This window comes from Acidisoma sp. 7E03, assembly GCF_054665075.1.
The window spans coordinates 1-14,948 of sequence record NZ_BAAFHE010000006.1; the positions used below are offsets into that span (position 1 = coordinate 1).

At 65.9% G+C, this 14,948-nt stretch carries 14 protein-coding genes; 11 read left to right on the plus strand and 3 right to left on the minus strand.

Going from position 1 to position 14,948, the window contains the following annotated elements:
• Positions 1 to 83 precede the first annotated feature (83 nt).
• Together ACYQ6W_RS10475 and ACYQ6W_RS10480 are read left to right on the plus strand one after the other, a co-directional pair.
• Positions 84 to 422, plus strand: coding sequence for a cupin domain-containing protein (locus tag ACYQ6W_RS10475; protein WP_459675190.1), 339 nt, complete (start codon positions 84 to 86; stop codon positions 420 to 422).
• A 148-nt stretch (positions 423 to 570) separates the two neighbouring features.
• Positions 571 to 1,527 (plus strand): NAD-dependent epimerase/dehydratase family protein, encoded by a 957-nt coding sequence (locus ACYQ6W_RS10480; RefSeq protein ID WP_459675191.1) that lies wholly within the window; start codon positions 571 to 573, stop codon positions 1,525 to 1,527.
• Positions 1,528 to 1,852: 325 nt separating this feature from the next.
• Here the strand turns inward: ACYQ6W_RS10480 and ACYQ6W_RS10485 are convergent, their stop codons facing one another.
• A complete protein-coding gene (locus ACYQ6W_RS10485) occupies positions 1,853 to 2,161 on the minus strand; it encodes a hypothetical protein (RefSeq protein ID WP_459675192.1) in 309 nt (102 codons plus the stop codon).
• Between the two features lie 40 nt (positions 2,162 to 2,201).
• Entirely contained in the window at positions 2,202 to 2,978 is a 777-nt protein-coding gene (locus ACYQ6W_RS10490; RefSeq protein WP_459675194.1) for an SDR family NAD(P)-dependent oxidoreductase, read from the minus strand.
• Positions 2,979 to 3,120: 142 nt separating this feature from the next.
• On the opposite strand from ACYQ6W_RS10490, the gene ACYQ6W_RS10495 reads away from it, so the two are divergent.
• Positions 3,121 to 4,071, plus strand: coding sequence for a carbohydrate kinase family protein (locus ACYQ6W_RS10495; protein WP_459675197.1), 951 nt, complete (start codon positions 3,121 to 3,123; stop codon positions 4,069 to 4,071).
• 13 nt (positions 4,072 to 4,084) lie between these two features.
• Here ACYQ6W_RS10495 and ACYQ6W_RS10500 read toward each other — a convergent pair whose 3' ends face one another.
• A complete protein-coding gene (locus ACYQ6W_RS10500) occupies positions 4,085 to 4,489 on the minus strand; it encodes a winged helix-turn-helix transcriptional regulator (protein WP_459675199.1) in 405 nt (134 codons plus the stop codon).
• Positions 4,490 to 4,582: 93 nt separating this feature from the next.
• On the opposite strand from ACYQ6W_RS10500, the gene ACYQ6W_RS10505 reads away from it, so the two are divergent.
• The 8 genes from ACYQ6W_RS10505 (at position 4,583) to ACYQ6W_RS10540 (ending at position 14,939) form a co-directional block, all read left to right on the plus strand.
• Entirely contained in the window at positions 4,583 to 5,644 is a 1,062-nt protein-coding gene (locus ACYQ6W_RS10505) for an SDR family oxidoreductase (RefSeq protein ID WP_459675200.1), read from the plus strand.
• A gap of 295 nt (positions 5,645 to 5,939) precedes the next feature.
• Positions 5,940 to 6,248: a putative quinol monooxygenase gene (locus tag ACYQ6W_RS10510; RefSeq protein WP_459675201.1), complete on the plus strand. Its 309-nt coding sequence runs from the start codon at positions 5,940 to 5,942 to the stop codon at positions 6,246 to 6,248.
• An 88-nt stretch (positions 6,249 to 6,336) separates the two neighbouring features.
• Positions 6,337 to 7,602, plus strand: a complete 1,266-nt coding sequence (locus tag ACYQ6W_RS10515; RefSeq protein ID WP_459675202.1) for an NRAMP family divalent metal transporter — start codon at positions 6,337 to 6,339, stop codon at positions 7,600 to 7,602.
• Between the two features lie 136 nt (positions 7,603 to 7,738).
• A complete protein-coding gene (locus ACYQ6W_RS10520; RefSeq protein ID WP_459675203.1) occupies positions 7,739 to 8,770 on the plus strand; it encodes a substrate-binding domain-containing protein in 1,032 nt (343 codons plus the stop codon).
• A gap of 28 nt (positions 8,771 to 8,798) precedes the next feature.
• On the plus strand, positions 8,799 to 11,285 hold the full coding sequence (locus ACYQ6W_RS10525; protein ID WP_459675204.1) for an ATP-binding cassette domain-containing protein: 2,487 nt from the start codon (positions 8,799 to 8,801) through the stop codon (positions 11,283 to 11,285).
• Complete coding sequence (locus ACYQ6W_RS10530) at positions 11,282 to 12,286, plus strand: ABC transporter permease (protein WP_459675205.1); 1,005 nt, start codon at positions 11,282 to 11,284, stop codon at positions 12,284 to 12,286. The genes ACYQ6W_RS10525 and ACYQ6W_RS10530 overlap by 4 nt, the downstream gene beginning before the upstream one ends.
• Complete coding sequence (oiaX, locus tag ACYQ6W_RS10535) at positions 12,286 to 13,557, plus strand: 3-oxo-isoapionate-4-phosphate decarboxylase OiaX (RefSeq protein WP_459675206.1); 1,272 nt, start codon at positions 12,286 to 12,288, stop codon at positions 13,555 to 13,557. The genes ACYQ6W_RS10530 and oiaX overlap by 1 nt, the downstream gene beginning before the upstream one ends.
• The gene (locus ACYQ6W_RS10540; protein WP_459675208.1) at positions 13,554 to 14,939 is read left to right on the plus strand and encodes a four-carbon acid sugar kinase family protein; all 1,386 of its coding nucleotides are present in this window, start codon (positions 13,554 to 13,556) and stop codon (positions 14,937 to 14,939) included. Before oiaX ends, ACYQ6W_RS10540 begins: the two co-directional genes overlap by 4 nt.
• The last annotated feature ends 9 nt before the right edge of the window (positions 14,940 to 14,948 follow it).

Consider the following 14,948-nt stretch of genomic DNA (forward strand, 5'->3'; position numbering starts at 1 on the left):
GAGGCCGAAGCACGCTACTATGCCAGCCTTGAGGCCATGTCCTTAGCCGCGTAACTTAAACCAAATGGCCTCCGGGAAACCCGGTGCGGTTCAAAGAGTTTCTTGCGCATGGTGCCGGCCGCATGGGCGAAGCCTTTGCGGAGATCGGCGATCGCCATGCTTCGACTGTGACGAAAACCTCGCCACATCCGCTGATGCACCGGACGGAGTCCGTCGATTACGGTATCGTCATAGACGGGGAGATGACGCTAGTCCTTGATGACGGCGAGGTCCATCTCAAGCCGGGCTCGGTCGTCGTGCAGCGTGGGACCAATCACGCTTGGGCAAACCGATCCGGCAGACCGTGCCGCATGCTCTTCGTCTTGATTGCAGGCGTCTATGCGCCGGAGATCGCGGCAGCTCTCGCGGCCCGACAAGACTGAAACGGAGGGTGCGAGACATGAGACGCGCCGGCTGTGACGCTGGGAGTGCGGATGGTCAGTCGTGGGGCGTTGCGCGCGATATCGAAGCGCGGCTGCCGGATCAGTCTGTCCCCTTGGGCGTGATCGACCGGCGCGTGACGACAGCCTGATGCGAGTGCTCGTCACCGGCGCCGCCGGATTCCTCGGTCGCGGCCTCATCGACCGGCTCGCGCAAGAGATGCCAAGCCTCAGCAGGCTCGTCGCCACCGACCGTGCCTTCACTGGATCCTTACCGGGCGGCGTGGAAGCTCTTGTCGGAGATCTCGCTGACCCGCGCTTTGTTGCCGGATTGATCGAGCCGGGCTTCGATCTCATTTTTCATCTGGCCAGCCTTCCGGGTTCACTCGCCGAGCGAGAAGCCGAGGCCGGTTTCACCGCTAATGTCATGGCGCCGCTCGCGCTCGCGCGATTGGTTGCAGAACGACGGACCCGTGCGCGCTTCATCTTCGCTTCGTCGATCGCCGTGTATGGTAACCTGACTGATGACATGGTCCGCCCGCAGACGCCCTGCCGCCCGGCGCTCAGTTACGGCGCACATAAGTGGATGATGGAGATATTTCTCGCCGATCTCGCTCGTCGGGGTAATCTCGCGGCCGTCAGTCTCCGGCTGCCGGGCATCGTCGCGCGCCCGCCCGCCGAGACCGGACACGGGTCGGCATTTATGAGCCAGATCTTTCACAAGATCGCTGCCGGTGCGTCTTTCGCCTGCCCGGTTCCGGCCTCCGCACGCTGCTGGTGGATGTCGCGCGAGGCGGCGATCACGGCGCTCATTCATGCGGCCACGGTGGCCGAGACGACCTCGGCCGTCATCCAGTTGCCGGTGCTGCACGCACGGATCGATGAGATTGCTGTCGCGATCGGGCGTGTAACGGGTCGGACGCCCGATGTCGCCTGGGGGGATGACGCCAACATCACTCGACTGTTTGGGTCGCTGCCCGCGCTTGACGCATCACCGGCGCTTCGTCTCGGATTTGCCGCTGATGCAGATGCCGAAGCGCTCACCCGCGCCGCTCTGTCCGAGAAATATCACGAAAGTCATCGATCTGTCTGGTCCCATCGAGAATGACGTGACGGTCGATCCGCAGGGTGTCGGTCCGAACACCACCCTCGCTGAACATGCTGCGTTGGTGGAAGAGATGCGGCAGTTCTTTCCCCCCCGTGCCGCCATGAACGGCACATCCCGGGCGGCTTCTCCAAGGCCCCGATCGGGATCTCGAGATAGCGCCGGCTATTGCTGATAATCCCACGATCTGGGTCTTTACTTTCCAGATCGCACCATCGGCACCCGGGTGATGAGCTTCGGGCGCTACCGGGCTTCAGTAGGAAGCCACTTTAGCTATCGACGATCGGCAGGTGCCTTCTGCGTGCAAGAGGTCGAGACCGCGCCACCCCTAGGGGCTGCCATTGGCCGATTGCGTGTGCAGCCCCTGCACTTCCACCCGCACGCCGTTGCCCAGGCCCCAGCCGGCGCTGCCGCTTTGCGCAGTGCCGAAACCCTCGTTGATCTGGGCATTGGCCGAGGCGGCGGTATTCGCGCCGTCGGGCGCGTCGGACCCGGCCACGCCGCGCCCGACGCTGATGTCACTCGAGCCAGGCAGCGTGGTGCCGGCTGCGCCGGAGACGTAGAAGCCCTGAACCGGCTGGGCATGAGCGGCGGCTGCGCTGCAACCCAGCATCACGAGTGCGATCCCCACTTTCATCACCACCTCTCCGTCGCTCGGCTCAATGCCAGGGGCACCGTCACCAGCAGCAATAGCCGCCATCCACCAGAAGGATCGAGCCCGTCATATAGCTCGCCGCATCGGAAGCGAGGAACAGCATGACGTTCGCCACTTCCTCTGGCGTGCCCAAGCGCCCAATCGGTGTCGAGTCTACCCAGATCGGCAGCCATTCGGGATTGGACATGCCGCGCTTCGTCAACTCCGTCATGACGTAGCCCGGCGCCACTGCGTTCACGCGAATCTTCTTTGGCGCGAGTTCGACGGCGAGCGATTTGATCATCTGATGAACTGCCGCCTTGGAGGTGTTGTAATGCGCTTGGGGCTGCGGCCGGTCGACGATGCAGCCGGAATTGGAGCCGATGGCGACGATGGCGCCGCCGCCGCGCTCCGCCATGTGACGGGCCACCGCCTGGGCGATGAAGAACTGCCCATTGACGTTGACGTCGATCACCCGGCGCCATTCCTCGGGCGGGATGTCCAACACGTCAGTATTCGGATTGATGCCGATACAGTTGAACAGCACGTCAATCCGTCCGAAGGCGGCAACGGCCTCCGCCGTCACCCGCGCCGCAGTCTCGGGCTCGGTCAGATCGCCGGGGAAAGCCTGCACCCGCCGTCCGGTGCGGGCGGCGATCGCTTGAGCCGTCTCCTGCGCCAGGGGTTCCAGCATGTCGACGATCGCGATGTCCGCCCCGGTCGCGGCCGCGAGTTCTGCCACCGCCTGCCCGATCCCCCGGGCGCCCCCGGTCACCATGGCCACACGGCCCGCAAGGCCGAAACGGTTCAATGCTTCCACGGAAGCCCCCTCATTTGATTGTTGACCCAGGCTACCATGAGCCGCGCGTGCTGCGCCATCGGCCCTGCCAGCCTCTTGAAGCATCGGCTCGGCCATAAGATGCTCGGTCTCGTCCGTCTCCGCCTGCTCGAAAGCGAAGCCAATGCCCCAGTATGATGTGAGCGTCTCCGGCCTCTATATCCTCGACGTTCTCGGCGTCCCGGTGCAGGAGATTCCGCCGGGCGGGCAGGTCACTTTCATCGAGGAGATCCGCCTCACCGTCGCCGGCACTGCCGGTGGTACGGCCGTGCCCTGCGCGCGCATGGGGCTGAAGACGCTCGCGGTCGGCGCCGTCGGCGCGGACGAGAAGGCGGACTGGCTGCTGGATGCCCTGGCCAAAGCCCAGATCGACACCAGCGTCATGCAGCGGGTCGAGAATTGCCTCACGGCGTCGACCATCCTCGCCATCCGTCCCGACGGGTCGCGCCCCGCCTTGCACGTGCGCGGCGCGTCGGACCACTTCGTGATCTCGCCGGAGATGCAGGCGCGGGCGCTTGATGCGCGCATCGTCCATTTTGGCGGCACCGGGCTGCTCGCGCAGATGGATGGCACGCCGACCGCGGCCTTCCTCAAGGCCGCCAAGGCGGCAGGCCGGCGCACAACCTTCGACCTCATCGCGGCCCAGCCGGAAACCCTCTCTCTGGTCGAACCCCTGATGCCGCATGTCGACGTCTTCATGCCGAGCATTGATGAGGCGAGCGTCATGGCCGGCACCGAGGATCCGGCGGCCTGCGCCCGCTTCTTCATCGACAAGGGCGCCGAGGTCTGCGCGATTTCGCTCGGCGCCCAGGGCTCCTGGGTCGCGGCGCGTGACGGCCGGGCCTTCCACATGCCGGCGTTCGAGGTCGCGGTGCGCGATACGACCGGCTGCGGGGATGCCTATTCGGCCGGTTTCATTATGGGTCTCGTCAAAGGGTGGGAGCTCGAGGCCTGCGCCCGCTTCGCGACCGCGACGGCAGCGCTGGTCGCGACCGGCCTCGGCTCCGGCGCCAATGTTCACTCCTTCGCGCAGACAGTGCAGGCCATGAACAGCCTCACGCCGCGCAGCGGGTGAAGCCGCCGCTTCCTCATGCGTCGTCCTTCGTCCCGCCAGAGGGGCGAGTTCGCCGCCTGCCTCCGAGCTGGTCGAGCGCATCGGCATTCTCGCGCCCCCAGCCATAGAGAAGTTCCACCGGCTCGACGAAGCGCTGCCCGAGCGCGGTCAGCCGATACTCCACGGCAGGCGGGATGGTCCCCCGCACATCGCGGCTGACGAGACCTCTCGTTTCCATCTCGCGCAGAGTCTGCGTCATCATCTTCTTGGAAATCCCCGGCAGGCTGCGCTGCAGCACCCCGGTACGCGCCGCGCCGCCGTGGCGCGCGTGCAGCGTGTGCAGGACCATGCTGGTCCATTTCGTCGCGAAGAGTGCGAGAACGCGGCGGGGCGCGCAGTCCTCCCGCCACTCCTCTTCCATCGGGTCTGGCTCGGTCACTGGGTACCTTATGGTGTCTATGTCCCCTTTGGGTGCCGTCTGGACGCTGCCATGGCAAGCCCTTAGCTACATGCCACCAACAAGGAGGCGACAATGGCAGGCACGGCTTTGGTGGTGGGCGCAAGCGGAATCATCGGGAGCGCGACGGCATCTCTTCTCGCCCGGCAAGGCTGGGCGGTCCACGGCCTCGCGCGGCGGCCGGAGGCGCAGCCCGGAGTATTGCCCCTCGCCGCCGATCTGCAGGACGCGGCAGCAACCGCCGCCGCCTTGCGTGACATCCGGCCGCAGGCGGTCTTCATCACGACTTGGCTGAGGCAGGACAGCGAGGCCGAGAACATTCGCGTCAACAGCGCCATGGTGCGGAACCTGCTCGCAGGGCTGCGCCCGGCCGAAGGTCCTCGGCACGTCGCGCTGGTCACGGGCTTGAAGCACTATCTCGGGCCCTTCGAAAGCTATGGCAAAGGCCGCCTGCCGCAGACCCCCTTCCGCGAGGAACAAGGCCGGCTCGAGATCGAGAATTTCTACTATGCGCAGGAGGACGAGGTGTTCGCGGCCGCCGCGCGAGATGGCTTCACCTGGAGCGTCCATCGGCCACACACCGTCATCGGCAAGGCCGTGGGCAATGCCATGAACATGGGCACCACGCTCGCGGTCTACGCCACGCTCTGCCGTGAAATCGGCCGGCCCTTCTATTTCCCAGGGTCACCGGCGCAATGGGCGGGGCTGACGGATATGACCGACGCCCGACTGCTCGCTCAGCATCTGCTCTGGGCGGCAGAAACACCGGCGGCCGCCAACCAAGCCTTCAACGTCGTCAATGGCGACATTTTCCGCTGGAACTGGATGTGGGGCCGGATCGCCAGCTGGTTCGCCCTCGAGCCGGCGGCCTTCACCGGTGAGGTCCGCCCGCTGGAACAGCAGATGGCGGAGGACGCGCCCCTCTGGCGGCGCATTGCGGAGCGGGAGGGCCTTGCCGAGCCGGACCTCGGGCGCCTGGCGTCCCCCTGGCACACGGATGCCGATCTCGGCCGGCCGCTCGAAGTCGTCACCGACATGTCGAAGAGCCGGCGGCTCGGCTTCACCGGCTATCAGCCGACGGACGACGCCTTCTTCGATCTCTTCGCTCAGCTGCGGGCGGATCGGCTGATTCCCTGATCGACGTCGGGATCAGATATGTTCGTTATAGCGAGCATAAATCGCAATAACGCTTGATCAAGGCGCATCTTGTGCTATGTTGCGCCGCAGCAAAGGGGCGGGAGTTCCCGCCACCGCAGCGAGGAGAAGCATGATGCATAAGAGAAACCCCCACCTTCATCGTCTGCTCGGCCAGACGGGTTCCGCCATCCAGAAATACATGGTCGCCCCGATCGTCGAGTTCCTGCGTCTGCGTGAGGGCCGGAGCTGAGCCCCCGGCCTTTGCCGCGACGTCAAGCTATGGTTGTGTGCAGGCATGATCGCCCACACCGCCATCCTCCGCGCTCGGCCGGGCTATGACCGCGCCATTCGTGAAGCCTTGCTCGATCTCGCCGAAAGCGTGCGGGACGGGGAAGCGGGCACGGTCGAATTTCGCATCGTGCAAGATCGCGACGAGCCGACCGTCTTCAGCCTGATCAGCCGCTGCATCGATCAGGCTGCCCTCGATGCGCATGTCGAATCCGGCCCGATGACGCACTTCCTCTGGGCCGCGCGGTCCATGATGGACGGGCCCATCACCCTCTCGATCGGCGAAGAGATCTTCGTCAAGCCTGCCGCGGCTTAGGGCGGTCGCGGCGCGGATTTTACAGCCTGCGCGCCGCTCTCTAAAGGTGCGTCTCACTCGCAACTGCCGATAAGAGGCGCGGCCGCCGATGTCGATCCCTTCGAGCCAGCCTGACGCCAAGCCTCAGGGCAGGTGGCACAGCCGCATTCCGCTGCTCGCGGTTTTCGGGCCAGGGCTGGTCGTAATGCTGGCGGATACCGATGTCGGGTCCATCATCACGGCGGGGCAGAGCGGGGTGCAGTGGGGCTACAAGCTGCTGCTGCCGCAGATCATCCTGATCCCCGTGCTCTATATCGTGCAGGAGCTGACCGTCCGGCTCGGCATCTTTACGGGCAAAGGCCATGGCGAACTGATCCGCGAGGCCTTCGGGCCTGCTTGGGCCTGGGTGTCCGCGGCCGGCCTCGGCATTGCCACGATCGGTGCCCTGCTCACGGAATTTTCTGGCGTCGCCGGGGTCGGGGATCTCTTCGGCGTCCCGCATTGGTGTTCGCTGTCTCTCGCGGCCGCTGCCCTGCTCGCGATCGTCGTCACCGGTTCCTACAAGCGCGTGGAACGCCTCGCCCTCATCATCGGGCTGTTCGAGCTGGCCTTCTTCTTCGTCGCCTGGGCGGCGAAGCCTGACCCTGCGCTCATGCTGCGCGAATCGCTCCGCATGCCGCTCTTCGATCCTCAATACGAGTATTTGGTCGCCGCCAATATCGGCGCCGTGATCATGCCGTGGATGGTCTTCTATCAGCAGTCGGCAGTGGCCGATAAACGGCTCAAGCCGGGCCACTTCCGCGCGGCGCGGCTGGATACGGCGGTGGGCGCGGTGATTACCCAGCTGGTGATGGCGGCGGTGCTGGTGGCGGCCGCCGCGTCCATCCGCCCGCACGCCCCGACGGCCTCTCTCGCGACGGTCGGCGACATGAGCCAGGCGATGACGCCCTATCTCGGTGCCGAGATGGGGCGGATCATCTTCGCCCTCGGCGTTCTGGGCGCGGCGCTCATCGCCGCTATCGTCGCCTCCCTCGCGCTCGCCTGGGGCCTCGGTGAAGTGTCCGGCTATCGCCGCTCGCTCGAATACCACCCGTTGAAGGCGCGCTGGTTCTACGGGGTCTATGCCCTCTGCGTTGTCGGCGGGGCCCTTGGCGTCGGTCTCGCCCCCAATCTCGTCAGCCTGAACGTGGGCGTCCAGGTGATGAACGCCTTGCTGCTGCCGATCGTGCTGGGCTTCCTCGTGCGGCTGGCAATGGTCACCTTGCCCGAAGCTCAGCGCCTGAAGGGTGGCTACCTGTGGCTCGTCGCCATCGTCTGCACCATTACCTGCGCCTTCGGCGTGCTGGGCGGAATCGGCGGGCTGTTCCTCGGCTGAACAAAAAGGCGAGCTTCAAGGGGCTTTTCGTTCTCCTCGAACTGGTATAATGAGCTGCTGACCTGATCGCCTTGGGCGATGGGCACAAGATCAGACCCGGACGGAAAACCGGGCATCATCCAGGAGGATCTGCTTCATGAGGCTGAAGACCTTGATCGCGTCCGGTGTGGCGCTGCTGGCTGGCCTCGCGGCCGCGGCTGCACCGGCCATGGCCTCCCCCGACAAGCCGGTCATCGCGCTGGCCAACGCCTTCTACGGCAATATCTGGCGCCACCAGATGGTCGACGCCTTTGAAGCGGCCGCCAAGCAAGCCAAGGCGGATGGCCAGATCGCCGATTACGTCATCCTCAATGGCGATGGCAGCGTCAGCCAGCAGAACAGCCAGATTGCGGAACTGATCCTCAAGGGCGTGGATGCCATCGCCATCGACGCGGCGTCCGAAACCGCCGAGAACGGCGTCATCCAGAAGGCCTGCCGCGCCGGCATCAAGGTGGTGTCCTTCGATTCCATCGCCTCCGCCCCCTGCAACACGCAGCTGAACTTCGACTTCACCGGCTACAAGACAACGCAGGCCGAGAAGGTGATGGATATGATCCATCACAAGGGCAACATCATCCTCGTCCGCGGCGTGAAAGGCTCGGCGCCGGACGTGGCGATGTACAACGCCCAACTCGCGGTGCTGAAGCAGAACCCCGACGTGAAGGTCGTTGCCACCGTCTTCGGCCAGTGCAGCGCATCGGTCGCGCAATCCGCCATTGCCAATGTCCTGCCCAGCCTGCCGAAGGTGGATGCCGTGCTCGGCCAGGGGGGTGACGACTATGGCGATGCCCAGGCTTTCGTGCAGGCCGGCGGTCAGTACACCGGCCATATGCCCGTGATCGAGGGCGGCGGCAGCTCCAACTTCATCCGCTGGTGGGCGGCCGAAAACAAGGCCAATGGCTATCAGACGATTTCGATGAACACGACGCCGGGAATCGGCGGTGCAGCCTTCTGGCTGACGCTCGACATCGTCAAGGGTGCCCATGTGCCCAAGACGCTCATCATGCCCGTGGCGACCGTTGATGCCGCCAATCTCGCGCAATATGCCGACCTGCCGCCGAACATCATCGTCAGCCCGAGCTATTCGCAGGATTGGGTGAAGACGCATCTGCTCAGCCAGAAGAACTGATCCGCAGCGGCGGGAGCGGAAGGGACGCATGAGAGCCAATCCCGCGGAGACGGTGGCACCCGCTGCCACCGTACCGACGACCGAGGTGCGCGGCGGCGCACCCATCGTCGCCCTCTACGACGTCAGCAAGGGCTTCGGGTCGACCCTCGCCAATGACCGCGTGTCCCTCGTCGTCGTCGCCGGAGACGTGGTCGGGCTGGTTGGTGGCAATGGCGCCGGCAAGAGCACCTTGATGCGTCAGCTCTGCGGCGTCATGCAGCCCGATTCCGGCCGGCTCGAATTGGACGGGGTGCCTGCGCGCTTCGACGGCTGGGACCCATCCGCCGCCCAGGCGCACGGCATCCGCATCGTCCATCAGGAGCTGTCGCTCTGCGGCAATCTGACGGTTGCGGAGAATTTCTTCCTGGAGGCGCCGGATCTCGCGAGGCCGGTGCCGGGATGGCGGCGCGGCTACCGCGCCCGGGCGCGGCGCGCGCTCGATCTCGTCTTCCCCGGCAATGGCATCGACGTCGACCGCAGGATTGAAGATTTGTCCATCGGTCATCGGCAGATGGTAGAAATCGCCCGCGCCGCAACCGCGCCCGAGGTGCGGGTGCTGATCCTCGACGAGCCGACCTCCTCGCTTGACCTCGAACGCAGCCGGCAACTGCGCGCCTTCATCCACAGCCGAGCAGAGGAAGGGCTCGCCACCATCTTCATCAGCCACAAGCTGCACGAGGTCGTGGACGTTGCAACGCAGGTGATGGTGCTGCGCAACGGTCGTGTGGCACGCACGGGGACGCGCGCGGAGATCACGATCGAGGCGATGGTCGAGGCCATGGGCGGCAGCGCCCATGCCGCCCTGCGCCGCGCCCATGGTGAGGTGGCAGCCGCCGGGCCGGCACGCCTGCGCATCACCGGTCCCGCGGTCGCGGCGCTGGGCGAGGCGCTGGTGCTGCATGCCGGTGAGATCGTCGGCCTTGCCGGTCTCGAAGGCGCGGGCCAGAAGGAATTTCTGCACGCGCTCTTTTCGGGCCGCACCACCGATGGCAGCCGCATCGAGCGCATGGGCGAGGTCAGCTTCGTCTCCGGAGACCGGCAGCGCGAGGGCGTCTTCTCCTTCTGGAACGTCTTCGCCAATATCGATATCGGCCGGGTAGGGCAGCGCTTCGCCCTCGCGCCCTTCGCCCGCGCGGAGGACGAGAGCGCCATTCGCGATGCCGCCGAGCAGCTGCGACTGGACCGCGGACGCTTCACCTCCAACATCCTCGATCTCTCGGGTGGCAATCAGCAGAAGGCGCTGGTCGGGCGCGCCCTCGTCAGCGATTCCCCCACCATCCTCCTCGACGATCCGACGCGCGGCGTCGATGTCGCCGCGAAGGCGGATTTCTATCGGCTCTTCGCCCAGGCGGCCGGGCATGGCCGCCTCGTCGTCTGGCTATCCACCGAAGATCTCGAATTTCTTGAATGCGACCGCGTGCTCGTCTTCAGTCAGGGCCGCATCCTGCGTGAATTGCGCCGCGAGGAAATCACCGAGGATGCGATCATCGGTGCCTCCTTCGCGGATCAGATGGGCCAGGGCACGCAACGGGACCGGTCAACCGAACGCCGGCGAGATTGGGGTCGCACTCTCGTGCGCGCCGCTCCTTTCGCGAGCCTCATCGTCATGCTCGCCGTCATGATGCTCGTGAACCACCGCACCGCGAGCGTCTTCGGCCTGGATCTGCTGCTCAGCTCATCCATCGCCCTCGTGCTGGTCGCGCTCGGCCAGATGTTCGTGGTAGGCGGCAGCGAGATCGATCTCGGCATCGGCGCCTTTGCCGGCCTCGTCAACGTGCTGAGTGCCACGCTTCTCGTGGACCAGCCGCTGCTCGGCATCGGCGCCATCCTGCTCGCTTTCATCGTCTACAGCCTGCTCGGTGCACTGATCCGCCTGCGCCACATCCCCGCAATCGTGGTGACGCTCGGGGCCTCCTTCGTCTGGATGGGAACCGGCTATTCGCTGCAGCCATCACCGGGGGGCAGCAGCCCGGATTGGCTGACGGCGCTTTTCGCCTGGACGGTGCCCGGCATCCCGACCTCGCTCATCATCATCCTGGTCTTCGCGTTGCTCGCCGTCGCGGTCGATCGAGCGCCGCTCGGCGTGGTTCTGCGCGGTTTCGGCAACAACGCACCGGCACTCGTGCGCAGCGGCTGGTCGACGCTCCGCTACGGCATGATCCGCTACGCGCTCGCCTCCCTCTTCGCGACCGTCGCCGGCCTCGTGTTGACTGCCGTCAATACCGCGAGCGACATCAACGTGGGCGGCCCCTTTACCCTCTCGAGCGTCGCGGCTGTCGTGATCGGCGGCTGCACCCTGCTGGGCGGTGTACTGGCACCCTGGGGCGTGGTGGCGGGCGCGGTGCTGCTCTCCCTCATCGGTGCGCTGCTCGGCGCGCTCAACGTGAGTACCGACTACAACGGCGCGGTGCAGGGGCTGCTGCTGCTCGGCGTGCTTGCGCTGCGCACGCTTCTGGCGCGACGGGAGGAAGCATGATGGAGCCGGGTCACGGACGCACCCTCGACTGGATACAGCGCAACCGCTGGATCTGGTCGCTGCTGGGCGTGGTGCTGCTCTGGCTCGTGCTCTCGGTCATTACCAGCCGCTTTTCGTTGCAAAGCCTCTCGGGCGTGGCCATCTCGGCCTCCTTCCTGGCGCTCGCAGGCCTGGGCCAGATGTTCGTCATCACCGCGGGGCGCGGCAACATCGATCTGTCCATACCGAACGTGCTGACGCTCAGCGCCTATCTCAGCGCCATTCTCATCAAAGGGAATGACGGGAACCTCTGGATGGGCGTGCTGGTTGCGATCGCTATCGGGCTCTCCGTCGGGGTCGTCAACGCCGTGCTGGTGCTGGCCTTCCGCATTCCGGCCATCATCGCGACCCTCGCCACCGGCTATATTCTCGCCACCGCCAATCTCTTCGCCAACCGTGCACTGGTGAGCTACGGCGTGAGCCCGACCCTGAAGTGGCTGACGACCGCGAAGCTCGGCGCTCTGCCGGTGGTCGCGATCGTTGCGGTCATCGCCGTCCTCGGGGCCAGCCTGGTGCTGGGCAAGCTCGTTTACGGCCGCACGCTGTCGGCGGTCGGCCAGAACAGCCGCGCCGCCTATCTCGCCGGCCTCAGGGTCACGCGCATCGTCGCCGCCACCTTCGTGATCAGCGCGATGCTCGCCGCGATCGATGGGCTGCTGCTGCAGGCCTATGTCGGCGGTGCCTTCCTCGGCATGGGCTCGCCCTATCTCCTACAGTCCCTGGGCGCCGTCGTCCTGGGAGGATCGCTCATCATGGGCGGCGCCTCCACCGCCCTCGGCACGCTCTTCGGCTGCCTGCTGCTGGTGCTGATCGTCGCCACCATGCAGGTGGCGGGATTGCCCTCCGGCATGCAGGATATCGTGCAGGGTGTCGTCGTCATCCTGGTGCTGTCCCTCGCCGGTGGTGTGAAGGGGCGAAGGGTCAGGAAGGCGGCGCCCAAGCCCGCGCAGGAGAGTGCCTGATGGCGTTCATTCGTCTCACCTACCGCATCGAAACGCCGGGCGATCTCCACCGCATGGCGGAGAAGATCGCGAGCGACCAGACCACGGGCACCTTCGTGCCGGTGCCGGGTGAAACACCCGACCTCAAGGCACGCTGTGCGGCGCGGGTGGTGGCGCTGCGTGTGCTCGACTCTTATGAGCGGCCGAGCTTCCCGCAGGATCGCGTCACGTCGGACGATCCGCGCCCCTACAAGCGCGCCGATGTCGACATCGATTTCCCGCTCGATGTTATTGGCACCGACATCGCAGCGCTCACGACGATCGCCTTCGGCGGCGTTTTCTCCGTGCGCGGCCTCTCGGGCGTGCGCATCGTGGGCATGACGCTGCCGCCGGACTTCATCCGCGCGCATCCTGGTCCGCAATTCGGCATCGAGGGCTCGCGCCGGCTCTCCAACGTCTATGGCCGCCCGTTGATCGGCAGCATCATCAAGCCGGCGCTGGGGCTCTCACCCGAGGATACCGCCGCAGTCACCAAGGAGCTGGTGGAGGCGGGTGTCGACTTCATCAAGGACGATGAGAAAATGATGAACCCAGGCTATGCGCCGTTGGAGGCGCGGGTCCGGGCGGTGATGCCGGTGCTGAAAGACCATGAGCAGAAGACCGGCAAGCGAGTGCTCTATGCCTTCGGCATCTCCTCGGCCGATCCCGACACCATGATGCGGCATCACGACATTGTGGCGGAAGCCGGCGGCACTGCGGCCGTCATCAACATCAACGCGCTCGGCTATGGCGCCATGATGTATCTGCGGAAGCGTTCACGCCTGATCCTGCATGCCCATCGCAGCCAGTGGGACATGCTGACGCGTCATCCCGATCTTGGTCTCTCCTTCGGCGTCTATCAGCAGCTGTGGCGTCTGCTCGGCGTCGATCAGTTTCAGATCAACGGCATCGGTGCCAAATACTGGGAGCCGGATGAGAGCTTCCTGCAATCCTTCCAGGACTGCATGACACCACTGGTCGACCCCTCCGACCGGCCTTTGCCCGTCGTCGGCTCCGGCCAATGGGGTGGCCAAGCGCCCGAGACTTATGCGCGCAACGGCGGTTCGGTCGATCTCCTATATCTTGGCGGCGGCGGCATCATGGGCCATCCGGGCGGCCCGGGCGCCGGCGTGCGTGCGATCACCCAGGCCTGGGAGGCCGCGGTGCAAGGTGTTCCGCTTGAAATCTATGCCCGCGCGCATCGGGAACTCGCTCAGTCCATCGAGGCCTTCGGCAAGACGGGGGTGTCGTGAGCACGACAGCACTGCCCGAAGGTCCGCTCGTCGCCTTCTATGGCGACGATTTCACGGGTGCTGCGGCAACGATGGAAGCGATGACCTTCGCGGGCTTGCCGGCCGTGCTGTTCTTCGCCCCGCCGACGGCCGCACAGCTGGCCCGCTTCCCCGGTATTCGTGGCATCGGGATCGCCGGCATCGCGCGCTCCCAGTCACCTGCCTGGATGCAGGATCATCTGCCTGCACTCTATCACGCCTTGCGCGAGACCGGGGCGCCCATCCTGCATTACAAGATCTGCTCGACCTTTGATTCCGCGCCGCATGTGGGCTCGATTGGCAGGGCGATCGACATTGGCCAGGAGATCTTCGGCTGTGCCTGGGTGCCGCTCGTGACCGCGGCGCCCGCCATCCACCGCTATCAGGCCTTCGGCAATCTCTTCGCGACCGTCGCGGGTCGTGGCTTCCGGCTCGACCGGCATCCGACGATGAGCCGGCATCCGGTGACGCCGATGCACGAGGCGGATCTCGGCCTGCATCTGGCAGAACAGACGGCGCGCCGCATCGCGGTGGTCGATTTCGTCGCCATGAAGCAGGGCAGGACGGATCAGGTGCTTGCGGATGGGCGCGCCGCCGGTGCCGAGATCCTATCTCTCGACATCGTTGATGATGAAACTCTTGCCGAAACCGGACGTCTCGTCTGGCAGCATCGCGCACCACTGCAATTTGCGGTCGGCAGCCAGGGGCTGGAATATGCCCTGATCGCCCATTTCCAGGCCTGCGGCCTTCTCGCGCCCGTCGAGAAGCCGCCCGTCACCACGCCGGTCGATCAGGTTGTGGGGGTTTCAGGCTCGTGTTCCCCGGTGACGGCAGAGCAGCTCGATTGGGCAGAGGCGCATGGCTTCCGCACCCTTCCGCTGGACGCGACACGCGCGGTGGACGACGCCGCCTGGAATGGGGAGGTGGCGCGCGGCATCGCTGCCGCACTCGCCGTGCTGGGGGAGGGGCAAAGCCCCATCCTCTACACCGCCCGCGGGCCGGACGACCCCGCCGTGCAGGGTCTGCGTCCCGCGGCGGAGGCGGCCGGTGTTGACCTAGAAACAGTGAACGACCGTATTGGGGCGGGCCTCGGGCGCATCCTGAAGGCGACGCTCGCCGAGGCTGCTCTGCGTCGCGGCATTATCGCGGGTGGCGATACGTCGAGCCATGCGGCGCTCGCCATGGGCGTCTACGCGCTGACGGCTCTGGCCGCCACCGTGCCCGGCGCTGCCCTCAACAAAGCGCATTCCGACGACCCTGCCCAAAACGAACTGGAACTGGCCCTCAAGGGCGGCCAGATGGGGCAGCCGGACTACTTCGGACGCATCCGGGCCGGCGGCCAGGATAGCACTCTCCCTGTCTGATTGAAGGAT

Bases quoted from the DNA above. Each gene is read 5' to 3' on its own strand.
- ACYQ6W_RS10480 (WP_459675191.1), top strand. From the start codon at position 571: ATGCGAGTGCTCGTCACCGGCGCCGCCGGATTCCTCGGTCGCGGCCTC.
- ACYQ6W_RS10485 (WP_459675192.1), bottom strand. From the start codon at position 2,161: ATGAAAGTGGGGATCGCACTCGTGATGCTGGGTTGCAGCGCAGCCGCC.
- ACYQ6W_RS10495 (WP_459675197.1), top strand. From the start codon at position 3,121: ATGCCCCAGTATGATGTGAGCGTCTCCGGCCTCTATATCCTCGACGTT.
- ACYQ6W_RS10505 (WP_459675200.1), top strand. From the start codon at position 4,583: ATGGCAGGCACGGCTTTGGTGGTGGGCGCAAGCGGAATCATCGGGAGC.
- ACYQ6W_RS10510 (WP_459675201.1), top strand. From the start codon at position 5,940: ATGATCGCCCACACCGCCATCCTCCGCGCTCGGCCGGGCTATGACCGC.
- ACYQ6W_RS10515 (WP_459675202.1), top strand. From the start codon at position 6,337: ATGTCGATCCCTTCGAGCCAGCCTGACGCCAAGCCTCAGGGCAGGTGG.
- ACYQ6W_RS10520 (WP_459675203.1), top strand. From the start codon at position 7,739: ATGAGGCTGAAGACCTTGATCGCGTCCGGTGTGGCGCTGCTGGCTGGC.
- ACYQ6W_RS10525 (WP_459675204.1), top strand. From the start codon at position 8,799: ATGAGAGCCAATCCCGCGGAGACGGTGGCACCCGCTGCCACCGTACCG.
- ACYQ6W_RS10530 (WP_459675205.1), top strand. From the start codon at position 11,282: ATGATGGAGCCGGGTCACGGACGCACCCTCGACTGGATACAGCGCAAC.
- oiaX (WP_459675206.1), top strand. From the start codon at position 12,286: ATGGCGTTCATTCGTCTCACCTACCGCATCGAAACGCCGGGCGATCTC.